The 22,927-nt window shown below is 67.4% G+C and carries 21 protein-coding genes; 13 read left to right on the forward strand and 8 right to left on the reverse strand.

Translation table 11 applies throughout. From position 1 onward, the window contains the following. Positions 1–29: 29 nt before the first annotated feature. From GC150_12760 to GC150_12775, 4 genes are all read left to right on the forward strand, one after another. Entirely contained in the window at positions 30–530 is a 501-nt protein-coding gene (locus GC150_12760; protein ID MBI1385772.1) for a redoxin family protein, read from the forward strand. Continuing rightward, a complete protein-coding gene (locus GC150_12765; protein MBI1385773.1) occupies positions 527–1,282 on the forward strand; it encodes a 4Fe-4S dicluster domain-containing protein in 756 nt (251 codons plus the stop codon). Before GC150_12760 ends, GC150_12765 begins: the two co-directional genes overlap by 4 nt. A gap of 69 nt (positions 1,283–1,351) precedes the next feature. Next, entirely contained in the window at positions 1,352–2,293 is a 942-nt protein-coding gene (locus tag GC150_12770) for a dimethyl sulfoxide reductase anchor subunit (GenBank protein ID MBI1385774.1), read from the forward strand. Between the two features lie 22 nt (positions 2,294–2,315). Beyond that, positions 2,316–4,001, forward strand: coding sequence for a thiamine pyrophosphate-binding protein (locus GC150_12775; GenBank protein ID MBI1385775.1), 1,686 nt, complete (start codon positions 2,316–2,318; stop codon positions 3,999–4,001). Between the two features lie 576 nt (positions 4,002–4,577). On the opposite strand, the gene GC150_12780 is transcribed toward GC150_12775, so the two are convergent. Both GC150_12780 and GC150_12785 read right to left on the reverse strand, forming a co-directional pair. Beyond that, the gene (locus GC150_12780) at positions 4,578–5,210 is read right to left on the reverse strand and encodes a glutathione S-transferase (GenBank protein MBI1385776.1); all 633 of its coding nucleotides are present in this window, start codon (positions 5,208–5,210) and stop codon (positions 4,578–4,580) included. Positions 5,211–5,215: 5 nt separating this feature from the next. Beyond that, positions 5,216–6,502 carry an MFS transporter gene (locus GC150_12785; protein MBI1385777.1) on the reverse strand — a complete coding sequence of 429 codons (1,287 nt, stop codon included), beginning with the start codon at positions 6,500–6,502 and terminating at the stop codon, positions 5,216–5,218. A gap of 142 nt (positions 6,503–6,644) precedes the next feature. Between GC150_12785 and GC150_12790 the strand changes: the two genes are divergently transcribed. After that, positions 6,645–7,676, forward strand: coding sequence for a DUF1045 domain-containing protein (locus GC150_12790; GenBank protein MBI1385778.1), 1,032 nt, complete (start codon positions 6,645–6,647; stop codon positions 7,674–7,676). A gap of 57 nt (positions 7,677–7,733) precedes the next feature. On the opposite strand, the gene GC150_12795 is transcribed toward GC150_12790, so the two are convergent. Beyond that, on the reverse strand, positions 7,734–9,986 hold the full coding sequence (locus GC150_12795; GenBank protein ID MBI1385779.1) for a hypothetical protein: 2,253 nt from the start codon (positions 9,984–9,986) through the stop codon (positions 7,734–7,736). A 601-nt stretch (positions 9,987–10,587) separates the two neighbouring features. Between GC150_12795 and GC150_12800 the strand changes: the two genes are divergently transcribed. Next, entirely contained in the window at positions 10,588–11,226 is a 639-nt protein-coding gene (locus tag GC150_12800) for a 2OG-Fe(II) oxygenase (protein ID MBI1385780.1), read from the forward strand. Between the two features lie 566 nt (positions 11,227–11,792). After that, positions 11,793–12,677 (forward strand): NAD-binding protein, encoded by an 885-nt coding sequence (locus GC150_12805; protein ID MBI1385781.1) that lies wholly within the window; start codon positions 11,793–11,795, stop codon positions 12,675–12,677. A gap of 10 nt (positions 12,678–12,687) precedes the next feature. Here GC150_12805 and GC150_12810 read toward each other — a convergent pair whose 3' ends face one another. Continuing rightward, the gene (locus GC150_12810) at positions 12,688–13,353 is read right to left on the reverse strand and encodes a uracil-DNA glycosylase family protein (protein MBI1385782.1); all 666 of its coding nucleotides are present in this window, start codon (positions 13,351–13,353) and stop codon (positions 12,688–12,690) included. A gap of 13 nt (positions 13,354–13,366) precedes the next feature. Next, complete coding sequence (locus GC150_12815) at positions 13,367–13,978, reverse strand: glutathione S-transferase (GenBank protein ID MBI1385783.1); 612 nt, start codon at positions 13,976–13,978, stop codon at positions 13,367–13,369. 277 nt (positions 13,979–14,255) lie between these two features. Between GC150_12815 and GC150_12820 the strand changes: the two genes are divergently transcribed. Continuing rightward, the gene (locus GC150_12820) at positions 14,256–14,897 is read left to right on the forward strand and encodes a TetR family transcriptional regulator (protein ID MBI1385784.1); all 642 of its coding nucleotides are present in this window, start codon (positions 14,256–14,258) and stop codon (positions 14,895–14,897) included. A 39-nt stretch (positions 14,898–14,936) separates the two neighbouring features. On the opposite strand, the gene GC150_12825 is transcribed toward GC150_12820, so the two are convergent. After that, positions 14,937–15,458: a thermonuclease family protein gene (locus GC150_12825; GenBank protein MBI1385785.1), complete on the reverse strand. Its 522-nt coding sequence runs from the start codon at positions 15,456–15,458 to the stop codon at positions 14,937–14,939. A gap of 164 nt (positions 15,459–15,622) precedes the next feature. On the opposite strand from GC150_12825, the gene GC150_12830 reads away from it, so the two are divergent. The 5 genes from GC150_12830 (at position 15,623) to GC150_12850 (ending at position 20,864) form a co-directional block, all read left to right on the forward strand. After that, positions 15,623–17,245, forward strand: coding sequence for a sensor histidine kinase (locus tag GC150_12830; protein ID MBI1385786.1), 1,623 nt, complete (start codon positions 15,623–15,625; stop codon positions 17,243–17,245). Positions 17,246–17,398: 153 nt separating this feature from the next. Beyond that, on the forward strand, positions 17,399–17,614 hold the full coding sequence (locus tag GC150_12835) for a DUF1289 domain-containing protein (protein MBI1385787.1): 216 nt from the start codon (positions 17,399–17,401) through the stop codon (positions 17,612–17,614). 130 nt (positions 17,615–17,744) lie between these two features. Continuing rightward, positions 17,745–18,569 (forward strand): TIGR02281 family clan AA aspartic protease, encoded by an 825-nt coding sequence (locus GC150_12840; protein ID MBI1385788.1) that lies wholly within the window; start codon positions 17,745–17,747, stop codon positions 18,567–18,569. Between the two features lie 109 nt (positions 18,570–18,678). Next, positions 18,679–19,221 (forward strand): TIGR02281 family clan AA aspartic protease, encoded by a 543-nt coding sequence (locus GC150_12845; GenBank protein MBI1385789.1) that lies wholly within the window; start codon positions 18,679–18,681, stop codon positions 19,219–19,221. A 143-nt stretch (positions 19,222–19,364) separates the two neighbouring features. Further along, a complete protein-coding gene (locus GC150_12850; GenBank protein MBI1385790.1) occupies positions 19,365–20,864 on the forward strand; it encodes a phosphomannomutase/phosphoglucomutase in 1,500 nt (499 codons plus the stop codon). Between the two features lie 36 nt (positions 20,865–20,900). Here GC150_12850 and GC150_12855 read toward each other — a convergent pair whose 3' ends face one another. After that, positions 20,901–21,728 (reverse strand): TSUP family transporter, encoded by an 828-nt coding sequence (locus GC150_12855; GenBank protein ID MBI1385791.1) that lies wholly within the window; start codon positions 21,726–21,728, stop codon positions 20,901–20,903. 9 nt (positions 21,729–21,737) lie between these two features. Further along, positions 21,738–22,790: a tRNA dihydrouridine(20/20a) synthase DusA gene (gene dusA / locus GC150_12860; GenBank protein MBI1385792.1), complete on the reverse strand. Its 1,053-nt coding sequence runs from the start codon at positions 22,788–22,790 to the stop codon at positions 21,738–21,740. Positions 22,791–22,927: the final 137 nt, after the last annotated feature.

Consider the following 22,927-nt stretch of genomic DNA (forward strand, 5'->3'; position numbering starts at 1 on the left):
ACGATGGCGGCGCGCGGCACCTGCCGGGGATGCGCATGCCTGACATCGCGCTTTCCTCGACCAAGGGCGGCGCAGTTTCACTCGCCGCGCTAACGGGCCGCTCCGTGGTCTTTTGTTATCCACGCACGGGTGTCCCGGGCGAGCCACTACCGGAGGGCTGGGACGCGATACCGGGGGCACGCGGCTGCACGCCGCAGGCCTGCGGCTTCCGCGATCTCGCCGAGGACTTCCGTCACCAGGGCGCGCGAATTCTCGCCGTCAGCACCCAGGACACCGCCTTCCAGCGAGAAATGGCCGAGCGGCTGCACCTGCCGTTCCCAGTGCTGAGCGACGCGGGCCTCGAGCTCACCCGTCAGCTCTCCCTGCCGACGTTCGAGGCGGCTGGCATGACGCTCCTGAAGCGCCTCACGATGGTGCTGGACGACGGCGTCGTGACACACGTTCTCTATCCGGTGTTTCCGCCCGACCGGAGCGCGCAGGAGGCGCTCGCCTGGATCGCGGCCCATCCCGTGACGGGAGGCCGCTCATGACCGCTCTGCCGGAACGTACGGATAAGAAACTCGGCCTCGTCATCGATCTCGACACCTGCGTCGGCTGTCAGGCGTGCGTGACGAGCTGCAAGGAGTGGAACACGTCGGGCTATTCGGCGCCGCTCTCCGACATCGGGCCCTATGGCAGCGACCCGCAGGGTGCCTGGCTCAACCGGGTGCACGGTTTCGAGGTCGGCGAGGGGGCGGCAAGCCGCACCGTGCATTTTCCCCGCTCGTGCCTGCACTGCGAGGAGCCGGCCTGCGTCACTGTCTGCCCGACGGGCGCTTCCTACAAGCGCGCCGAGGATGGCATCGTGCTGGTCAATCCGGACACCTGCATCGGCTGCAAACTGTGCTCGTGGGCGTGCCCCTACGGAGCCCGGGAATACGATCCCGCGCACGGTGTCATGAAGAAGTGCACGCTCTGCGTCGACCGCATCTATAACGAGAACCTCGAGCCCGAGGATCGCAAGCCCGCTTGCGTTCGCGCCTGCCCGACGGGGGCCCGCCACTACGGAGACCTCGGCGATCCGGGCAGCGCGGTTTCGCGGCTCGTGGCCGACCGGGGCGGTTACGATCTCCTTTCGGAGTTCGGCTACAAGCCCGTCAACAAGTACCTGCCGCCGCGCCCCCGGCGCGATGCGACCGCGAACGCCGGGCGGACGGATGCCTTCCTCGAACCCGTCGGGGTCGGCGACGGCTCGCTGACGGAGAAATTCTTCGCCTGGGCCGACCGGGTGCTGACACGCTAGTCGGACGCTACCCGAGTTCGCACCAGGACCCCCTACCGCTACCGAGCGCCAGCCGAGCAGAGCGAGCCCATGCATCCGGCCTATTCCGTCATCCTCTTTACCACCGCATCGGGCGCCGGCTACGGCCTCCTCGTGCTGCTGGCGCTGGCCGGCCTGTTCGGCTGGGTACCGATCGAGCAGGGATCGGGGCTCGCGGGCTTCGGGGCCGGGCTCGGATTGGTGACGGCGGGGCTCCTTTCCTCGACCTTCCACCTCGGGCGGCCCGAACGCGCATGGCGTGCGTTCTCGGAGTGGCGCACCTCGTGGCTTTCGCGCGAGGGAGTAGCGGCGGTGGCAACCTACGCACCGGCGGGCCTTCTCGCGCTGCTGTGGTGCTTCGGCGGCGGGCTCGGCGCGGTGGGTGGTGTGCTGGCCCTCCTCACAGTGGTTGCGGCTCTCGCCACGATCTACTGCACGGGGATGATCTATGCCTGCCTCAGGACAGTGCCCGAATGGAACCTCTCCATCGTGCCTTGGGTGTACATCGGGCTCGGGTTGGCGGGCGGGGGTCTCCTTTTCAACCTCTGGTGCGCAGCGGCGGGCTATGGCGGGGCCTGGAGTGGCTGGCTGGCGCTGGCGCTGCTGCTTTGCGGCCTCGCGCTCAAGGTCGCCTATTGGCGCCAGACGAGGGCACTCGGCGTGCGCTTCACGGCCGGCGATGCCACGGGCCTCGGCGCGCTCGGCCGGGTCAGACCGTTCGAGGCGGCGCACGCGACACCGAACTTCGTCATGCGTGAAATGGGCTATCGCGTCGGACGGCGGCACGCCATGCGGCTGCGGATCCTGGCGATCGTCGCGGGCTTCATCGCCCCGGCGGCGCTTCTATTGATGGGCGCGGCCTTCGATGCCGGCCTTACGGCCGCGCTCCTTGCGTTGGTGAGCGGGGCGCTCGGCGTGCTGGTCGAGCGCTGGCTGTTCTTTGCCGAAGCGCGTCATCTCGTCACGCTCTATTATGGGGCCGATGCGATCTGACGGCGGCGGCCCGGCCGCCCCAATGGCAAGGAGTACGGTCATGCGTCACGGCGGACAGGTTCTGGCGCGCCAACTGGCGATCAACGGCGTCGAGCGGGTGTTCTGCGTGCCGGGCGAAAGCTACCTCGCCGCCCTCGACGGGCTCTATGAAACCGCGGGCATCGCCACCATCATCTGCCGCCAGGAAGGCGGCGCGGCGATGATGGCGGAGGCCGACGGCAAGCTGACCGGCCGGCCCGGCATCGTCTTCGTGACGCGGGGGCCAGGTGCGACCAATGCATCCGCGGGGATTCACGTCGCCCGCCAGGATTCGACGCCGCTCATCATGTTCATCGGCCTGCCCTCGCGCGACATGCAGGACCGCGAGGCGTTCCAGGAATTCGACGTCACGGCCGTTTTCGGAGCCCTCGCGAAACACGCGAGCGTCGTGCCCTCGGCGGACCGCATCCCCGAGTACGTCGGCCGCGCCTTCCACATCGCGATGTCCGGCCGGCCGGGCCCGGTGGTCGTCGGCCTGCCGGAGGACGTCATCAGTGCCGAAACCGAGGTCCGGGAGGCAAAACCGGCGAACCCGGCCGCCGCCCATCCCTCGCCCGGTGTCATGCGCGCCCTGGCCGAGCGGCTCGCGGCCGCCGAGCGCCCGTTGCTGCTGGTCGGCGGCCCGGGCTGGAGCGAGACGGTGCGCGGGCGGATCGAGCGCTTCGCGGCAACCGCTCGGGTGCCGGTGGCGACCGCCTTTCGCTATCAGGACTACGTCGACAATCGCCACCCCTGCTATGCGGGTCACCTCGGCATCGCGCCGGACCCGGCGCTCGCCAAACGGGTTCGCGCGAGCGACTGTCTCATCGTCATGGGGCCACGGCTCGGGGAGATGACGACCGGGGGATACAGTCTCCTCGAGGTCCCGAATCCGGAGACCTTCCTGGTACACGTGCAGCCGGGTCCCGACGAAATCGGCCGCGTCTACCGCGCCGATATCGCCATCGCGGCGACCGCGGATGAATTCTCCGAAGCGCTCGCGGGGCTCGGCGAGGCGGGCGGTGAGTTGCGGGCCGGCCTCTGCGAGGAGGCGCACCGTGACTACGAACGCTTCATCGTGCCGCAGCCCTCGAGCGGGCCGGTGCGGCTCGAGCAGATCATGACGCTCCTCTCGGAGGCGCTGCCCGCCGACAGCATCGTCACGAACGGGGCTGGGAACTACGCCGGCTGGCTGCACCGCTACTACCAGTGGAAACAATTCCGCACGCAACTCGCCCCGACGTCCGGCTCGATGGGCTACGGCGTTCCGGCGGCGATCGCGGCCAAGCTGCGCCATCCCGAGCGCCAGGTGGTGGCGCTCGCCGGCGACGGCTGCTTCCTGATGACCGCACAGGAAATGGCGACCGCCCTGCAGTTCGATGCCCCGATCCGCATCATCGTGGTCAACAATGGCATGTACGGCACCATCCGCATGCACCAGGAGCGCGAATATCCTTCCCGTGTGATGGCGACGAGCCTCGTCAACCCGGACTTCGCGGCGATGGCGCGCGCCTTCGGCGGACATGGAGAAACCGTGCTGCATACGGGCGAGTTCGGACCGGCACTCGAACGGGCGCTCGCCGCGGAGACATTCTCCCTGATCGAAATCAGAACCGACGGAGAGGCGATCACCCCGACCTCGCGGCTCTCGCAAATCCGCGAAGCAGCGATGCTGCGACAGGGCTCCTGAGGAACGGGACACCGAGTCGAGGGCGACGGGTGCAGGGCGCCCCGTCTCGACCTTTGCATTTACCTTCCATTAGCATTAAGCAGTTGGTCCGCGAGACATTAACGGATCGTTGTGTTAGAGATTCATCAACGTCGCGGTTCGGACTGTGACGGGATGGTGAGGAGATCGGCGATGCAGCCGGAAGCCGGGGCCGACGAAGGTAGCGCGGGCGCGCGCTGACCTTCACCTGCTTCACGATTGCAGCGGCACTCCTGCCGGCGAAACTCGAATGCGGCGTCGCTGCCCCGTACCAGGCGATGGCGCTCGAGCAAGGCGGAACCATCCGAGGCGCGATGAACCGACGTTAACTCTCCCTCCTCCGACTGCACATGCACAACCCCCTGCCCTCTCGGGCAGGGGGTTGCTTTCGTCGTGACGATCCAAGGATCGTCGTCTCGGCCCCTGCCCTCCCGGGAAGGGGGGCGTCTTTCGTCGCGACGATCCAGGGATCGTCGCCTCGGCCCGTGCCCTCCCGGGAAGGGGGTTGTCTCTCCGCGGCACAGCCTCCCCAATGGCCGCCGAGGTCTGCGGGCGCGCTCACACCGGCATCGGGATGGAGGACTGGGCAACCGGGACATGGTAGCCGCGCTGGACAGCAGGTCGCCCCGCGATCGCCAGGTACCAGCGCCTCACGTTCGGGAACTCGGCGAGATCGATCCGCTGCCATTCGAAGCGCGCGGCCCAGGGCCATGCGGCGATGTCGGCGATGGAATAATCACCCGCGATGAATTCGCTCCGGGCGAGCTGGCGATCGAGCACACCGTAGAGACGGCGCGTTTCCTTGGAAAAGCGCTCCTCGGCGTAGGCCGAACTGCCGGGATTGAAGTGCAGGAAATGATGGGCCTGACCGAGCATCGGACCGAAGCCGCCCATCTGCCACATCAGCCATTGGAGCACGCGATAGCGCCCGGCGAGATCGGTTGGCCAGAGCTGGCCGGAGCGCTCGGCGAGGTAGGCGAGGATCGCACCGCTCTCGAAGAGGCCGACCCCGGTCTCCCTGTCGACGATGGCGGGTATGCGATTGTTGGGACTGATGGCGAGGAAATGCGGCTGGAACTGCTCGTCCTTGTTAATGTCGATCGGATGCACTTCGTAGGGCATGCCGGTCTCTTCCAGCATGATCGAGACCTTACGCCCGTTGGGCGTCGACCAGGTGTAGAAATCGATCATCGTTTTCACTCTCCTTTGCGGTGAATGTCAGGGGCCGGACGGATGGGCGCGGCGGCGGTCGGATCGGATGTTGCGGGCGGCGCGGAGGCGAGCCCTTGGCGAAGGACGACGACGGCCGTGCGCACCGGCACCATGGCCAGCGCGGCAACGAGGAGCGCGGCGTAGGCCCCGAAGATCGAGAGCGGAAAACCGTCGCCGCCGATCGCGTCCATGAGTGGGCCGGTGATGCCGGCACCAACGAGATTGCCGACACCCCACATCAGGCTGAATCCGGCATTGGCAGCGAGCAATTGCGGGCCGCGCAGGTGCTCGCCGACCAAGGTCATGGCCAGCGTATAGACGCCGAAGGCGAGCGCGCCCCAGACGACGAGGTAGGGCACCGCGAAGGCGCTCGAGAGATCGATCAGCGGCAGCCCCGCCGCCCCGCCCGCGCCGACGAGAGCGCAAACCACCAGCAGGCGGCGGCGCGAATAGCGATCGGCGAGATAGCCGAGTGGCAGCTGCAGGACGAGATTGCCGATGATGAGCGCGGTCAGGAGAAGGGCCGCGCGGTCGGCCGAGATGCCCTCACCCAGCGCATAAACACTCCAAAGACCGAGGATGGCAGCGTCGAAATAGCCAAAGCAGCCGACCGCGAGCAGAAGGAGCGGAATCAGACGAACGGTGCGCGCCACATGGGAGAGGGCGACGTGTTCGACCTCGGGAGCACGGCCGCGCAGCAAGAGGACGGGCGAGCCGAGGACCGCGAGGGCGACGCCGACGACGACATAGGGAAATACACCCGAAAAGCCGATCACCGGGATCAGCAATGGGCCCGCGGCAAAGAGGCCCGCGATGACGGACGTGTAGATGCCGACGATACGACCGCGCAGGCGATCGGGCGCGAACTCGTTCAGCCAGGTCTCACTGACCACGAAAAGCACGGCACCGCTGCAACTGAGGATGAAGCGCAGGCCATACCAGACCTCGACGTCCGGGATGAAGCCGAACAGCATGATGGTGACGACCGTCGTCGCCATGCAGCAGATGACCGTCGGCCAGGCGCCGAAATGGCGCACGAGCACAGCCGCCGCGAACGAGCCGAAGGCGGTTCCAAGTCCCGACATGGCGGTCTGCAGACCGATCACCGTCGAGGAATAGCCACGGGCCTCGAGGTTGAAGGAGAGTGCAGGGTAGGTGTAGCCCACCGTCAACGAATAGACGCCAACCACCGCGACGACGCCGACGATGGCTTCGAGTCGGCCCGCCTCGTCGATCGGACGGCGCCCATCGAGCTTTCCACCAGCGCCCACCGCAGCCCCCCATCCATCACGCCCCCCCGCCGATTCCGGCGGCAGACCGAGCTAGCACCTCGCGCCCGCGTCCACCAGAACCAGCAAGGAAGTGGAGCCAGGGCGACAGCGCGCGACACCAATCGACAGAAAGGAGAAGGCGATGTCATACTGTGGACATGGCCAAATCATAAAGATGGATCAGCACTATTTCGCGCCCGCTCGCGGACGCAAGGGATTGGAGACGATCTCGAAAGGTAAGTCGCGTACGGGATCCTTCCATGAGCGGCGCCGAGCAAAACTCGGCGCCGCAATTGTTTCGGCGGGACGCAGAGGCGTCGATCGTGCATGCCATTGGAGACTTGGCAGCGGCGGATCACCGCCAGGGTTGCGCCAGTTCGAAGCCGGGCCAGCTTGCCTCGTGATGCCAAGGCGCTATGACGGCAGCGCTCGGCGCGGTTGCGATCCATCGCGGCGGCCGGCCGAATGCTTCAGGTGCCGCATGTTCCAGAGATACGCCGTCTACTACGCTCCAGAGCCCCACACGCCGTTGTCGCGCTTTGCCGCCGCTTGGTTCGGCCATCGATCGCCGGGCGCAACGAGCCATACCCCGCGCGAAACACTCGGATTGCCGGAGGAACTGGTCGAACGCGCGACACGCGGACCGTCGCGCTATGGAATGCACGCGACGCTGAAGGCGCCGTTCCGCCTCGCGGATGGAAGCGATGAACGCCAACTCGCCCAAGAGGTGCGGGCGCTCGCCAAGCGACTGCAACCGGCCCGCACGGGCCCGCTCGAGGTGGCACGACTGGGCGATTTCGTCGCGATGATCGCGACCGGCGACACGTCCGGCGCCGATGCGGTGGCGGCCGCCTGTGTCACGGAACTGGACCACCTGCGCGCGCCACTGACGGATGCCGAGCGCGCCCACCGCCAGCCGTCCCGGCTCGACGACAAGGAGCGGGCCCATCTCGAGCGTTGGGGCTATCCCCACGTGCTCGACCGGTTCCGCCTGCACATCACCGTCAGCGACCGATTGCCTCAGGACGAGGGAGAGGCCGTCGCTGCCGCCATCTCCCGCCGATTGAAGCCGATCCTCGCCCAGCCGTTCGAGATGGCGGCGATCTGCCTATTCGGCGATCCGGGAGACGCCCGCCCGTTCGTCCTCCTCGAGCGCTTCAGGCTCGGGGACTGAAGAACGGAGCGGCGGCGGCGAGCGAGCCCTGATCCGGCCCGTCGACGCCACCGGCGATCAGAACCGCCACTTGCCTTCCAGGTAGACCAGGGCGTCCTCGCGAGTGCCGCGGCCGAGGTCGAGGCCGCCCGCGCCATCGTAGGCAACGGTCGGATCGGTCTCGATGCCATAGCGGGCGCCGAACGCCAGCAGGAAGCCGTCCAGGTCGAACTCGATCTGAAGGTCGGCCTCGGCGCCGAAGCCGGCAAAGCCGCCACTCTCGGAAGCGTTTCCGGCGGAAAGCCCAGCGACCCGCAATTGGGCGTCCGCGTTCGCATAACCGAGCTTCACGAACGCATCGGCATCGAGAACGAGCGTGGCAAAGCCGAGCGGGGTGCCGCCGAGCGGTTGGCGGACGTGGCCGAAGAAGCCCAGAAGCGCGGAATGCGAATCGAGTTCGCGGGCGAGCGAGAAGGCCGCCCCGTCGAGCGCGCGCAGACCAAGCACCTCCTCCTCGAGCGACGTCAACTGGAGACCGGCCAGCAGACCGAACCGGCAGCCGGCACCCGACGAAAGGCATGCGTGCTCCGGCGATCCGAGGCGCAGCTCGGTGCGCAATTCGTGGTAGTCGGCATCGTAGGCGATCGGCGTCGCGCCCGGACCAGCCGCAGCCAGGATCGAGCCGCCGGGGGCTTCCAGGGTCAACACACCGGCCAACCCGACCGCCGGGGCGATATTCGCGTCGTCTCCGGCGTCGATGACTCGGACCTCCCACTCACCGATGGCGACAGCTCCGATAGCTGCGCTCGCATCGAACGTGCCGGACACCTCGACCGACCAGCTACCCAGTGTGCCGTCGCCACCTGCCGGGCGGCGGCCAGGCAGGTCGATCTCGCCGACGCCGATCCGGGCGCGCAGTTCGTGGGGGCGGGCCATTTCGAGATCGGCGTCGAGCGAACGCTCGCGCGGGGCGGCCTGCGGCAGAGCCGGCGAGCGCGGAACACTGCGAACAGGGCGGCGGCCGGTCGCACCCGACAATCGCACGGGAGCGCGGGCGATCTGCGGGCGGCCGAGGTCGACGTCCTCGTCCACCGGGAGAACCGGCTGCTCCGGCGGCAGGATCGGCGAAATCCGGGGCGCGGCATCCGCCGTCGAGGGAGTGCGCGCGGCAGGTGCGGTCAGGCGATCCTGGGACTTGCCGTCATCGGTCCCGCCGTTCGGGTCGGGCGTCGCGATCGGCTCGCGCCCCTGGCGCTGTGCGGTGCCGGCCGAGGGGCCGGTTTCACGACCACCGGTTGCCGGCTCGGTCGTGCCGCGACATTGCGCGATGCAACGGCGATTGCCTGCCAGCATGGTGTCATAGGCCTCGAGACGCTCTTCGATGCGGCGCGTCGCCGAGACCACCTGGCTCCATTGCTCGCTGCGGCGCTCGAGGACCTGCCGGAAGTCGGGGGCGAGCTGCTCGAGGGCCGCACGCTGCTGGATGATCTGAGCGTCGATGCTGGCGCGCCGTTCGCGTGCTTCGAAATCCGCGAGACCGCGAATGCTCTGGAGATAGCGCTCGATGCTGGCGTCGCGGGCACGGTCGGCGCCGGCGACCACTTCCTCGGTGCGCGCCAGACCGGCACGGGTCGTTGCGAGCTGGCGCCTCTCGTCCTCGATCTGACCGACCAGATTGTTCACCTCGAGGACCTCGGCGTTACAGTCGGCGCACTCGGTGGCCTCCAATCGTTCGAGAGGGGATTGGGCGATGCGCGCGAAGTTCGGGCGCGCCGCGCCGCGCTCGACGTCGAGGCACTGATCGGTGCAGCGGCCAGCCAGCCGGGTGAACGCCTGGCTCTCGCTGCGCAGCCGCTCGATGACGGCATTGTGCCATGTGATGCGCTCGAAAAACTGGGCCTTGCGCTCGAGTTCGTCGGCAAGGCGGCGATCGAGATCGGCGGTCTCCTCACTCAACCGGCGCAGACGCGCTTCGATCTCCGGCAACCGGGCACGATCGCGGTTGCTGCGGCGCTCGCGAAGGACCTGCGAGACAGAACGCTCGTTGGCATCCTTCGATGTCGTGAGGCTCGCGATGGCCGCATCGACTCGCTCGACCTGAGCGAGCGTTCGCGTGCGGTCCTGCTCGAAGCGTCTGAGGTCCGCGGCGAGACTTGCGCCGGCCGCCGAGACGGTCTGACAGCGCGCGCATGGCGTGGCGGTGCCAGCCTGAGCGAATGCGGAGCGCGGCGAAAGGGCCACTACGAGTGCCAGGATGATCCCGACGAGTACGAACGACGCGACTGATTTCGGCCTAGACGCGGCCGCAACCACGCAAACGCGACTCTGCATGACTAAACCCCCGATCACCAACTTGCCGGCAGGCTAGGTGATTCGAGGCTGGCGCCTCAGGTTGATTGAGCAACGTTTCGCCAAAAGCACGCGGCTCGTGAACAATCGGTCGAAAACCAGGGGACAAAATCGATCAACATTATGAAATTGCGCCCATAATCTACCGCCCGCGAATCCTGCGACAGGATTGTCGATTGCGGGGAGATCACCACGGCCAGGGCCATTCGGGCCGGTGGGGCGGCAACCGGCGGGTCCGATCGCCCGGGCAAGTTGCGCATCGGCGGGGCGTTGCAGCGGGCGCGTTCCGCTCCACACCGGGCCTCCACATCGGGCTGGACAAGGCCCGGGCGATGCGTCACACGGGCCAGCATGGCCACTCTCGGCGTGAACCCGGGTGCGCGACGGAGCCATTGCCTCAGACCGTGCCCGGAACGCGTCGAGACGAACGGGATCACCCGAGTGCCGCATCCGGCCGTTGCCGAGAACCGGCGCCGGATGCGACGTCCGAGACGGGGGTGCGGCGGATGCCTCGAGCCCGGCCCGGACGAGATTGTCATTTCAACACCGCAAGGGGGTAGGCATGTCCAGCGGACGCGCAGCCATCATCGGGACGTTCAAACGGTGCCTCGAGACCACGGCGCCGAAAGAGACCCCCTATAAACATTGGATCCTCGAACGCTGCATCCCCGAGGAAACGGTCGACGCGATCATCGGCCTGCCGTTCAAGGCACCCGACCTCGGTGGCGTCTCCGGCAAGCGCGAACTGCACAATGCCACTCGCACGTACTTCGATCGCGACAACAGCGCGCGCCACGAAGTGGTGCACGATTTCGCGGAGGCCTTCCAGGCGCGCGAGACCACCGATTTCATCGAAAAACATTGCGGGCTCGATCTTTCGGGCACGTACCTGCGGATCGAGTATGCCCAGGACACCGGCGGCTTCTGGCTGGAGCCGCACACCGACCTCGGGGTGAAGAAGTTCACGATGCTGGTCTACATCTCGCGCGACCCGGCGCACGCCAATCTCGGCACGGACATCTACGACGGCGAGAAGCGTCATGTCGGGCGCTCGCCGTTCCGGCCGGGCGGGGCGCTCATCTTCGTGCCATCGAACAACACGTACCACGGCTTCGAGCCACGCGACATTCCGGGCGTTCGCCAGTCGGTCATCATCAACTACGTGACCAACGAGTGGCGCGCACGCGAGCAACTGGCGTTCCCAGATTCGCCGATCGCCTGAGCCCGTGTCGCCTGAGGCCATGCGCCAGCGTCCCAGAATGAAGCGAAAATGAATGTCGTGTTCATGATCGCCTCAGGTCGGGTCGGTTATCCGTGAACCATCGAAGAGAAAGAGCCGGCTGCAACCGCTCGATCGAACAGGAACAAGAGAAGGATCGAAGGCAAGGCGGCTCGCCGATCATGAGACGAAAGCGCGGCCGACGACCTCGACCATCCATCTGGAGCTTGACGCACAACGGACCTCTGGAAGGCAATCGCCCCCAAATGCGAGCGCGGGGCTCCCCCCAATACCCCGCACTTCGCACCTTCCGACGCGCTGCCCCGGCCACCCCCCAAGGCCGGCTCCGCGACCGGGTCATCCCAACGAGACCGTGCGTCATGACGCGGCCGGGCCCCCCCAAGCCCGGCCGCTCTTCTTTTGCGATCGCCTCCTCGCATTGCCGACCGACGGCACCCATCGACCCTTCACAATGCCATCCGATCGACTATGACGGTCCGGAGCCGACAGGCGCGGGGCCGAACCCCGCCGCGCGGCCGCGATGGTCGGGTGTGACAAGGAGCGTGACGATGGCGAAGGTGGCGTGGATCGGGCTGGGCGTGATGGGTTTTCCGATGGCGGGGCACATCCGCACGAAGGGCGGGCACGAGTTGACCGTCTTCAATCGCAACCGCGTCAAGGCGGAGGCCTGGACCCAGAAGTTCGGCGGTCGCGTCGCGAGCACACCGGCGGAGGCCGCGGCCGGGGCGGACTTCGTGTTCGCCTGTGTCGGCAACGATGACGACCTTCGGATTGTCACGACAGGCACGGACGGGGCATTCGGCACACTCGGCGCGGGCGCAATCTTCATCGACAACACCACGGCATCGGCGGCGGTCGCGCGTGAGCTGGACGCGGCCGCCCGGGCGCGTGGCGCGCACTTTCTCGACGCCCCCGTCTCCGGCGGCCAGGCGGGAGCGGAAAACGGCGTGCTGACCGTCATGATCGGCGGCGAGGCCGCCGTCTTCGAGCGCGCCAAGCCGGTGATCGACTGCTATGCGCGCATGAGCCGCCTCATCGGCCCGACCGGGGCGGGACAGCTCACAAAGATGGTCAACCAGATCTGCATCGCCGGGGTCGTGCAGGGCCTCGCCGAGGCGATCCATTTCGCGCAATCCGCCGGCCTCGATACCGACGCCGTCGTCGAGACGATCTCGAAGGGCGCGGCACAGTCCTGGCAAATGGAAAACCGCTGGAAGACGATCGCACGAGACGAGTTCGAGTTCGGTTTCGCCGTCGACTGGATGCGCAAGGACCTCGCCATTTGCCTCGAGGAGGCCAAGGCCAACGGCGTCAGCCTGCCGATGACGGCGCTCGTCGACCAGTATTACGGCGACGTTCAGGCAATGGGCGGACGGCGGTGGGATACTTCGAGCCTGATCCGTCGGCTGCGTCAGCTCGGCAAGGCCTACTGAACGCGCGACTTCAGGAACCGACAGATGGTTGGCCGACGCTCTCGAGGAGAGCGGCAACCTCGGACCGCAAGGTAGGGAGCAATTCTGCCGCGAACCACGGATTGCGCTTCAGCCAGCCGTTGTTGCGCCAGGAAGGATGCGGCAGCACAAGCGTGCGGGGACCCTTCCCCGACGCTTCCAGGTATTCGCGCCAGTTGGCAACAGTGGCCGTCAGATCGGCAAGGCGCCGGGGACCGAGGTGCCACTCCTGCGCGTATTGGCCGATCACGACGATCAGCCCGATGTGCTCGAGCAGGTCGAACACCCTGGCGCGCCAGGCCGGGGCGCACTCGCGCCGTGGCGGCAGGTCGGCGCCGCGCACATCGTAGCCCGGAAAGCAAAAGCCCATCGGGATGATGGCGATGCGGCTCTCGTCGTAAAACGTCGCCTCGTCGATGCCGAGCCAATCGCGCAGGCGATCGCCGGACGGATCGGCGAAGGGGCGGCCGGCCACGTGCGCTCTGATGCCAGGAGCCTGTCCGACGATGCAGAGACGAGCGGTCGCCGAGAGCTGGAAGACGGGCCGAGGCGGATGCGGGAGGGGCGGTCCTTTCGGCGCCTCCATGCAGATCCGGCAGGCGCGCATGTCGCCTGCAAGTCGGGCGATCGCGGCAGCGGCCCCATCCTCGGCGCTCATGGTCGCTCGCGCCTCAGGCCTTCGCGCTCGGCCGCGCCGAAACCTCACCATGCCAGCGCCGGAGGTGAACCAGCTCCTCGGGGCAGCGCACCTTGGTTACCCGCATGAAGTCGAACGCGCAGAGCAGCGTGATGTCGGCAATGCTGAAGGCATCACCCGCCAGATAGCGGGCTTGCCCGAGCCGGCGGTCGAAGAAGGCGAGATCGTCCGGTATCCGATCTCGGCAAAGCTCCCCCCATGGGGCGACCTGCGGTTTCTCCAGCTCGGCCATTGCCGGGTGGAGATGACGGAATGCGCCGGCGACGTGGGCGAGCAGTCCCAGCTCGGCGCGTCGGTTCCACATCTCGATGCTCGCCTGTTCGAGAGGGGTGCGCCCGAAGAGTGCGGGCTCGGGTTGCAGAGCCTCGAAATAACGGCAGATGGCAACACTTTCGCTCAGCGCCGAGCCATCATCGAGCACCAGGATGGGAAAGCGCCGCAGGGGATTGAGGGCGACGATGTCCGGAGCATTCTGGCCGCCCGTGTTGATGTCGACCTGCTCATAGGTCATGGCGATGGCCTTCTCGGCCAAGAAGATTCGCACCCGCCTCGGGTTGGGCGCGCGGCCGTCCTCGATGATCTTCAACGGGTCGCTCCTTCCAGTTCGCTCGAGGTCCGAAGGGGGTCGAGCCAAGTTCGATCGACCACGCTATTGTGCACGCCCGACTGGGTCGCGCCAATCGGTTGCGCAGCGAGCCTCCCCTCCCGGTCGCTTCCGGACGGACCTCGGACGCAGGCGCGGCGGCGGATGTTCGCCGAAGCGCGCATGGACATGTGTCGCCGGAACCACGACCATGGCGGTGGCAGTTCCTGAAATCACATATTTCTACGTGCCGGTCATTTTCGGGGAATGGAGATCATGCATGGCGAGGGTGGGAACGGCACGCAACAAGATCCTCTCGGCCGCACTCGCTGTGATCCGCGAGAAAGGGTACTCGGCAACAACGGTCGAGGAGCTGTGCGCGAAGGCCGGGGTGACGAAGGGCGCCTTCTTCCATCACTTCGCGAGCAAGGAGGAGCTCGCCGTGGCCGCCGCACGCCATTGGGCGGAGACGACGGGCGCATTCTTCGCCGGGGCCCCCTACCACGCGCACGACGACCCGCTGCAACGATTCCTCGGCTACCTCGCCTTCCGTCGCCAGATACTGGTCGGCGAGCTGCCGGAGTTCAGCTGTCTCGCCGGCACCATGGTCCAGGAGGTGTTCGCGACACATCCAGCCATCCGTGAAGCCTGTGGGGCCGCGATCTGCGACCATGCCGAAACGCTGGTGCGCGATATCGAGGAAGCCAAGGCATTCCACGGCATCGAGGCGGAATGGAGCGCGCGGAGCCTCGCCCTCTTCACGCAAACGGTGCTGCAGGGCGCCTTCGTGCTCGCCAAAGCCAAGGGCGGCCCGGAGGTCGCCGTGGCGAGTATCGATCATCTCATCAACTACATCTCGATGCTGTTCTCGACCGCCGAAAGGCCTGAAACGGACACACAGCGCCGCGCCGATCGGGCGTAGGGGCGTTGACCCGAGCATGGCAGCCGCGCGAGCGATCGCTCAGCCGCCGCGCTCCTCGGCGCGCCATTCGCTCGGGCGGCGGAACGTGCCGACCCAGATGCCACGCCGGGCCGTTCGGGCACGCGCCTCGGCATCGCGGTAGCGGCCGAAGGCGACGGCCCAACCCTCCTCGACCTGCCAGCGGTTGATCTCCGTGCCGCCGACCCGGCAGACACCGAGGAGGCGGCCGTGCTGGTCCCGCTTTTCGATGCGGCATTCGACATCACGACCGGCAATGAAACGCTCGAGTGCCTCGCGCGAAGCCTCCCCGCAGGCCCAATCGCGTCCGTCCCGCTCGCAGAGCTGCCGGCCCTCCGGCGCATCGATGCCAACGAGGCGCACCTCGTGGCGCGCGATGTGGAAGCTGTCGCCGTCGACGAGGCGGGCCCGACCGGTCACGAGTTCGGGCACACCATCGCCGCCGCCGCCGAAGCCGCCGTCGCGGTAAACCTGGAGGAGGCCGAGCAGCACGGCCACCGCGAACGCGCCGAGCAAACGCTGGTTGCGCCGATTCAGGCGCATGGGACGAGCCGCCCGTCGCGGGCGGCGACTACGGGTCCGCCGGCAGCCTCGTTCATCGTCGTCAACGCAAATTTAGGCAATGGCCTTCACCTTCGGGTAAGTCGACCGCGCGACCCGCACGCCCTTCGGCATGCCCGGGATCGAGCTTCATCGGATCAACGCCCATGGCATCGCGTACCCCTGATGCAGCCAAGATTCGAGATCGTGAACGCGTCAAGCGCAGCCTCGCCTCCGCCCACGTTCGCGAGGCCCGCGAGCGGCTTTCACACGGCATCCAGAAGAAGCCCGAGTTCCAATACGAGTCGCTGCTGATTTTCGTGCGCAACGAACTCGGCGCCATCGCGACGATCCCGCTCCTGGCCTTCGTGATCGCGCTCGCCTCGATGTTCTGGGCGCCAGTCACCGAGGTGTTGATCTGGCTCGTCATCCTGTTCTTTGCGCGCGCCATCCTCATCACATACTGCAGCCGCTTCGTCGACACCCCGCGCAGCGAGGTCAATCTCTTGCAATGGACGTCGACGCTGGTCTATGCCGAGCTGCTCTACGGCATCAGCTGGGCCGGGATCGCGATGGTCGGGCTGGATCAGCCGGACGCCTCGGCGCACGTTTTCATCTTCGCCGCACTCGTCGTCGTGCTGACGATCCGGTTGATGTTCGCGGCCACCGTGATGCAAATCGTCTATGCGGGTACGGTGCCGATGACGGGTGCCCTGGTGGTGCGCTTCGCACTGCTCGACGATCCCTTCTACTGGGCCATGGCGTTCATGGCGGTCGGCCTGCACGTCTACTTCGTCTTCCTGGCCAAGGGTCTCAACGCCACGATCCTGGCGATGCTCGAGTTCCGCGCCGAGAAGGGCTCGCTGATCGCGGAACTTGAGGCGGCCAAGGCGATCTCGGACGACTCGCGACGCCGGGCGGAGGCCGCCAACCGGGCCAAGTCGCGCTTCCTGGCTACCATGAGCCACGAGTTGCGCACGCCACTCAATGCCATCCTCGGCTTTTCCGAGGTGATGAAGTGCGAAATGATGGGGCCGATCGGCAACAAGCTCTACAAAGAATACTGCGACAACATCCACACGAGCGGTCACCACCTGCTGACGCTGATCAACGAGATCCTCGACCTCTCGCGCATCGAGGCCGGTCGCTTCGAGCTGCGCGAAGAGGCGGTTCGTTGGCGCGAGATCGTCGAGGACTGCCACCGTCTGCTCAAGCTCAAGCTCGACGGCAAGAAGCTGACGGTGGTGGAGGAATTCGACCACGACCTGCCACACGTCTGGGCGGACGAGCGGGCGCTGCGCCAGATCACACTCAACCTCCTCTCCAACGCCCTCAAGTTCACGCCGGTCGGCGGCACCATCTGGCTCAAGCTGGTCGGCACCGAGGACGGCGGGCAGGTGATGAGCGTGCGCGACAACGGCCCCGGCATTCCCGAGGACGAGATCCCCAAGGTCTTGCAGGCGTTCGGTCAAGGCTCGCTCGCCCATGAAACGGCCGAAGGCGGCACCGGTCTCGGTCTGCCGATCGTCAACAGCCTCATCGAGCTGCACGGCGGCACCTTCGATCTCAAGAGCGAGCTGCGGCGTGGCACCGAGGCGATCGTGCGCATGCCGCAGACCCGGGTTCTCGCCCCGCTCGTGCCGTTGCAGCCGCTCGGCCGCGAGCGTCACAGGACCTCGGAGCTACCTCCGGTTCGCCCTTCGAGCCGTCGCGACTCGCCCAACCCGCGCCGCCCGCGTGGCGGGATCGTCGAGGCCTTGCGGCGCCAGCGACAGCGGGTCGGGGCCTGACGGGCACCGAGCCATCGTCCCAGCGCAGCCCCCAGGGACATCTGGCGGCGATTGCCGTCGAAGGGCGGTTCGGGTAATGGGCGTCACGCTCCGATCGCGTGAGCGACGGTGGTCGGACCGACCGGCCGTGCATCGAGTGGAGATTCGCCCGCCATGGAATCACCCTGCGTCGGCATCTGCGTCCTCGACGAGCGCATCGGGCTCTGCACGGGTTGCGGGCGCAGCCGGATGGAAATCGCCCGCTGGATGGACCTTTCCGGTAGCGAACGCAGCGCCATCATGGCCGAGCTTCCGGCACGGCTCGAGGCGAACCGGCACCCCGAGCGGCGCGTGACGCGGCGGCGGGCTCGCGGGGAGCAGGGCATCTGAGCCTAACGCGGGCCGGCCACGCCCACGCGCCACCAACCGGCTGTTGAACGTGCGTCTTCGGCAAGCAGCGCGGCGGGTGAATCGGTTAGTCTCGAACGAGATTGGCCGGACCCGTTACGTTGCGAGCGCGATGGCGCGCCGAAGCGAACCGTTGCCCAGGCCGATCTCGCGTCACCGCGGGTATGCCGGCAACCGCGTCCCGCGCCAGCAATCGGGGGCAGCCTTGGGCGCCTGGATCGCACTCGCGATGCTCGTCGTCGCCGGACTCATGCTGGTGCTGCGTGAGGACACCGGACGCATGCTCGGGGTCGGAGCGACCGACGTGGCGGCGGCGATCGGCGGGATCGCACTGCTCATCTTCCTCGCCTCTCCGGTGCTCGGCCGCCCGAGGGGGCGTGTCGGCTCCCTGCTGCGGGATGTCGGCCTCTGGGGTGCCCTCGCCCTCCTCGTTTTCACGCTCTATCAGACCCGGGCCGAGATCGGCGCCTTGGTCGCCTCCCTGCGCGGCGATCCGCCAAGTCAGGCAGACGAGGCAACGGGCAGCACTGCGATCAACACGCCGCCCGACGCTGCCCCGGTCGGGGATCGTTCCATCCGCGTTCGCGTCGCCGAGAACGGACAGTTCTTCGTCAAGAGCCAGATCAATGGCGCCAATGTGCGGATGCTGGTCGACACGGGCGCCTCGATCGTCGTGCTGCGCCACGAGGACGCCAGACTGATCGGTGTCGCGATGTCGGACCTCGACTATTCCATCCCGATCCGCACCGCCTCCGGGGAGGCGTTCGCGGCCCGCGTGCGGCTCGACAGCCTCGCTGTCGGGCCGGTGGGACTTCGGGACGTGGAAGCGCTGGTGGCGAACCCCGGAGCACTGCACATCAGCCTGCTGGGTATGAGTTTCTTAAGCCGTTTGCGGTCTTATCAGATCGAGGGCGCGTTCCTGACGCTGCGTGGCTGAGCGATCGAATCGGCTGGCGGCGGAGGGCCCTCGCGTTCTCGTCGACGCGACCGCTCTCCAGGCAACAGGCAACCGGGCGGAGACCGGCGTGAACCACCTTCTCAAGGAAATGGGGCTCTGGGTCCTGGGGTGTGGCCTGGTGTTCGCCAGCGTGTGGTATGCCGACGACATCGCCTCCGCGATCAAGCCGCTGACGCAGAAGGGCATCGAAATCGGCCAGGACGTGGCGCGGGACATGGTCCAGCAGCCCGCCGAACGCGCCCAGGAGCCGACCGGCGACGGCTCGCGCGTCTATCTCACTGCCGACCACCACAATCAGTTCTTCGCAAAGGCCCGCATCAACGGCCGGCCGATCGATGTGCTGGTCGACACGGGCGCCTCGCACGTGTCCCTGCGCTACGAGGACGCCAAGGCCGTCGGTATCCACCTCTACGACAGCGACTTCACGCACGAGGCCCAGACCGCCAACGGACGCACACGCGTCGCCCCCGTCGTGATCGACCAGATTCGCATCGGCAACATCGTCGTGCGCGACGTCAAAGGGCTGGTCGGCGAGCCCGGCAAGAATTTCGTGACACTGCTCGGGATGGCATTCCTCTCGAAGCTGAAGAGCGTGAGCATTTCCGGCCGCCGCCTCGAACTCGTCAATTGACCGGGGACGTCACCACTGATCGGGACGTCACCGCGCCACACTCCCAATCGACCAGGAAGCCAGTCATGCTAGACCACTACGACGATGCCTTGATGCCCGACGGGGATGTCGTCGAGCAGGCCCCAGGTCGAAGGAAAGACGGCATGTTCGCAAAGCCGAGGCAGGGCCTCCTGCCCAACACGGCCGACTTCGAGCGCTTGCCGCTGGTCAAGGCCACCGGCTTTCGCGAGTACGATGCCCGCTGGCTGTTTCCCGAGGAGATCAACCTTCTCGGCATGCAGGCCCTCGGCCTCGGCCTCGCGCGGCTCTTCGAGCGACGTGGGGTTGCCAAGCGAATCGTCGTCGGCCACGACTTCCGCTCCTATTCCAGCGCCGTCAAATCGGCCCTCGTCAACGGCCTGCTCGCCGGCGGCATGGAAGTGCACGACATCGGCCTCGCGCTCTCGCCGATGGCCTACTTCGCCCAGTTCGCGCTCGACGTCGAAGGTGTCGCCATGGTCACGGCGAGCCACAACGACAACGGCTGGACCGGCGTCAAGATGGGACTCGGCCGGCCGCTGACGCTCGGGCCGGAAGAGATGGGCGAGCTCAGGACGATCGTGCTTGGCGGCGACCTGCCGATGCCGGGCGGCGGGCGGCTGGTGATGGTGCCTGACATGGCCGAGCGCTATATCGCCGCGCTCTGCGACCGGAGCAAACTGTCGCGCCGGATCAAGGTGGTGGCGGCCTGCGGCAACGGCACGGCTGGGGCATTTGCGCCGCAGGTGCTCGAGGCGATCGGCTGCGAGGTGATCGCGCTCGATTGCAACCTCGACCACAGCTTCCCGCACTACAACCCGAACCCCGAAGACATGGCGATGCTGAACGCGCTGCGCGAGGCCGTGCTCGAGCACGGCGCCGAGGTCGGGCTCGCCTTCGACGGCGACGGGGACCGCTGCGGCGTGGTCGACAACAACGGCGAGGCGATCTTTGCCGACAAGGTCGGCGTCATGCTGGCGCGGGACATCTCCAGCCAGTTCGCGAATGCCCGCTTCGTCGTCGACGTCAAATCGACCGGCCTCTTCCTCACCGATCCGGTGCTGAAGGCGAACGGCGCCGAGACCGCCTACTGGAAGACCGGGCACAGCTACATCAAACGCTACAACCACGAGCACGGCACGCTCGTCGGATTCGAGAAATCCGGCCACTTCTTCTTTTCCCCGCCGCTTGGCCGGGGGTACGACGACGGCCTCGTGGCCGCGCTCGCGGTTTGCGACATGCTCGACCGCAACCCGGGGCGCAGCATGGCGGACCTCAAGAATGCACTGCCGAAGACGTGGCAGTCGCCGACCATGTCCCCGCACTGCGGCGACGAGGTGAAATACGGTGTCGTCGAACGCGTGGTGGCCCACTTCGAGGAAATGGCACGCAAGGGCAAGCCCCTCGCCGGTCAAGCGATTCGCGAGCTCGTCACCGTCAATGGCGTGCGTGTGGTGCTCGAGGATGGGACCTGGGGCCTGGTGCGCGCCTCCTCGAACAAGCCGGAGTTGGTCGTCGTCGTCGAGAGCCCGACGTCGGAAGCCAACATGCGGGCGATTTTCGCAGAGATCGATGCGCTGCTCGCAACCCACCCCGAGGTTGGGGAATACAATCAGAAGATCTGAGGCCAGTAGGTCCGAGGGCGGCCGAAGCGCCGCCCCTCACGCCGCGAGCGCGACGACGAAACGCAGGCAGACAAACGCCAGGAACGCCGCAAAGACCAGCTCGAGCGTGCGACGCGAAACGCCATGGGCGGCGCGCACACCATAGGGCGCGAGCAGAACGCTGGTCGTCGCGATGATCGCGGCGCCCGGCAAGTGGACGTAGCCGAGCGCGCCCGGCACGCCGAGGTCGCGCCCCAACCCCGCCCAGATGAAGCCGATCGTCGCGGGCACGGCGATCAGAGGGCCGGCGCCGGAGCCGGTTGCGACCGCCTGGTGGATGGGGCGGCCATAGAGCGTCATGAGGCCGGCAACGAACGCCCCGCCGCCCGTTCCCATCAGCGTCGAGACGAGACCGACGCCCGCGCCGAACGGCCAGAGCACGCCTACACCCGGCATGCGGTCGCCGATTTTCGTTCCCTCGAGACCGACGACGAGACGGATGGCGAGCAGCGTGCCGAAGACCACGAACACGGCGCGCATGACATCGCTGTCGACGCGGCTCGCAACGAGGATGCCGGCGACCGATCCGAGGACGACGCCCGAGGCAATGGCGCGCCAGACGTCCATGTCGACCTTTCCGGTCGCCCGATGGCGCGCGAACGAGCGCAGCGACGTCGGCACCATCACGGCAAGGCCAGTACCCGCCGAGAGGTGCATGACCTCGGCTTCCGGCACACCGAGCGTCAGGAAGAACTCGTGCAGAGCCAGAAGTACCGGCGCCCCGGCACCGATGCCGAGGAGACCGGCGAGAAAACCGGTGAGGCAGCCGACTGCGAGGAGCATGGCGCAGATCAAGGCCAGCTCGACCACGAGCGTCGAGGACATTTCGGGCACCTACGAACTCCCCCCGGCTCGGCGCAAGGCTCGGTCATCGCACCGCCCCCGGCGCGCCTCTCGATCCTGCGCGCGTGCCAGCTCGCGTGCAACCAGGTCCATCGCCTCACGCACCACTTCGATCCCAGCCCCGGGGCGCACGGCGCGTTCAGAGATGTGGCGGCGAAAGAGCCGGCCACCCGGCAGACCCGAAAAGAGCCCGAGGACGTGGCGGGTCATCGCATGGAGCGGCGTGCCGAGCGCCAACTCGCGCCCGATGTGCACCAGGTAGCGCTCGAGAGCCTCGTGCCGGCTCGGCGCCGGATCGCTGTCGCCGAACAACCGCGTATCGACATCAGCAAGGATCGCCGGCGTCTCGTAGGCGGCCCGCCCAAGCATCACGCCGTCGACGTGCGCGAGGTGCGCTACCGCCTCGTCCAGCGTGCCGATGCCGCCGTTGATCACCACCGTCAAATCGGGCCGCGCGGCCTTGAGGCGGTAGACCCTTTCGTAGTCGAGCGGCGGCACTTGGCGGTTTTCCTTGGGGCTCAGCCCCTGCAGCCAGGCCTTGCGGGCATGCACGATGAAAGTGCGGCAGCCGGCATCCGCGACGGTTTCGACGAAATGCTGGAAGTCAGCCTCCGCGTCCTGGTCGTCGATGCCGATCCGGCACTTGACCGTCACCTCGACGGGGCTGGCATCGGCCATCGCGCGGAAGATGGCGGCAACGCGCCCGGGCTCAGCCATCAGGGCCGCGCCGAATGCCCCCGACTGCACGCGATCCGAGGGGCAGCCGACGTTGATGTCGATCTCGTCGTAGCCGAAAGCAGCACCGATCCGGGCCGCCTCGGCCATGCGGGCGGGGTCCGCGCCACCGAGTTGCAGAGCCACCGGATGCCCGATCGAAGCGAAGCCGAGCAGGCGCTCGCGCGGGCCATGGACGACGGCCTCGGCGGTGACCATCTCGGTATAGAGCCGCGCACGCCGCGACAGCCCGCGATGGAACGCCCGGCAATGCCGGTCCGTCCATTCCATCATGGGGGCGACGGAGAATTTGTGCGGCTGATCCTGCATTCGTTCCCAATCGAGCTGGTGGCCGCGCCCGACCCCGTGGCTCGCCGACGGGGCCACCATGCGCGCGGGGACATTGGCCAGGATCGCGCGCCATGTCCATGCCCGAACGCGGGACCTCGAGGGGGCGTCATCATGGC

It is taken from the genome of Hyphomicrobiales bacterium, assembly GCA_016125495.1.
GTDB lineage: Bacteria > Pseudomonadota > Alphaproteobacteria > Rhizobiales > RI-29 > RI-29.

Coding starts and splice junctions, on each gene's coding strand:
- GC150_12760 (MBI1385772.1), top strand. CDS start 30: ATGCGCATGCCTGACATCGCGCTTTCCTCGACCAAGGGCGGCGCAGTT.
- GC150_12765 (MBI1385773.1), top strand. CDS start 527: ATGACCGCTCTGCCGGAACGTACGGATAAGAAACTCGGCCTCGTCATC.
- GC150_12770 (MBI1385774.1), top strand. CDS start 1,352: ATGCATCCGGCCTATTCCGTCATCCTCTTTACCACCGCATCGGGCGCC.
- GC150_12775 (MBI1385775.1), top strand. CDS start 2,316: ATGGCAAGGAGTACGGTCATGCGTCACGGCGGACAGGTTCTGGCGCGC.
- GC150_12780 (MBI1385776.1), bottom strand. CDS start 5,210: ATGATCGATTTCTACACCTGGTCGACGCCCAACGGGCGTAAGGTCTCG.
- GC150_12790 (MBI1385778.1), top strand. CDS start 6,645: ATGTCATACTGTGGACATGGCCAAATCATAAAGATGGATCAGCACTAT.
- GC150_12795 (MBI1385779.1), bottom strand. CDS start 9,986: ATGCAGAGTCGCGTTTGCGTGGTTGCGGCCGCGTCTAGGCCGAAATCA.
- GC150_12805 (MBI1385781.1), top strand. CDS start 11,793: ATGGCGAAGGTGGCGTGGATCGGGCTGGGCGTGATGGGTTTTCCGATG.
- GC150_12810 (MBI1385782.1), bottom strand. CDS start 13,353: ATGAGCGCCGAGGATGGGGCCGCTGCCGCGATCGCCCGACTTGCAGGC.
- GC150_12820 (MBI1385784.1), top strand. CDS start 14,256: ATGGCGAGGGTGGGAACGGCACGCAACAAGATCCTCTCGGCCGCACTC.
- GC150_12825 (MBI1385785.1), bottom strand. CDS start 15,458: ATGCGCCTGAATCGGCGCAACCAGCGTTTGCTCGGCGCGTTCGCGGTG.
- GC150_12830 (MBI1385786.1), top strand. CDS start 15,623: ATGGCATCGCGTACCCCTGATGCAGCCAAGATTCGAGATCGTGAACGC.
- GC150_12835 (MBI1385787.1), top strand. CDS start 17,399: ATGGAATCACCCTGCGTCGGCATCTGCGTCCTCGACGAGCGCATCGGG.
- GC150_12840 (MBI1385788.1), top strand. CDS start 17,745: ATGGCGCGCCGAAGCGAACCGTTGCCCAGGCCGATCTCGCGTCACCGC.
- GC150_12845 (MBI1385789.1), top strand. CDS start 18,679: ATGGGGCTCTGGGTCCTGGGGTGTGGCCTGGTGTTCGCCAGCGTGTGG.
- GC150_12850 (MBI1385790.1), top strand. CDS start 19,365: ATGTTCGCAAAGCCGAGGCAGGGCCTCCTGCCCAACACGGCCGACTTC.
- GC150_12855 (MBI1385791.1), bottom strand. CDS start 21,728: ATGTCCTCGACGCTCGTGGTCGAGCTGGCCTTGATCTGCGCCATGCTC.
- dusA (MBI1385792.1), bottom strand. CDS start 22,790: ATGCAGGATCAGCCGCACAAATTCTCCGTCGCCCCCATGATGGAATGG.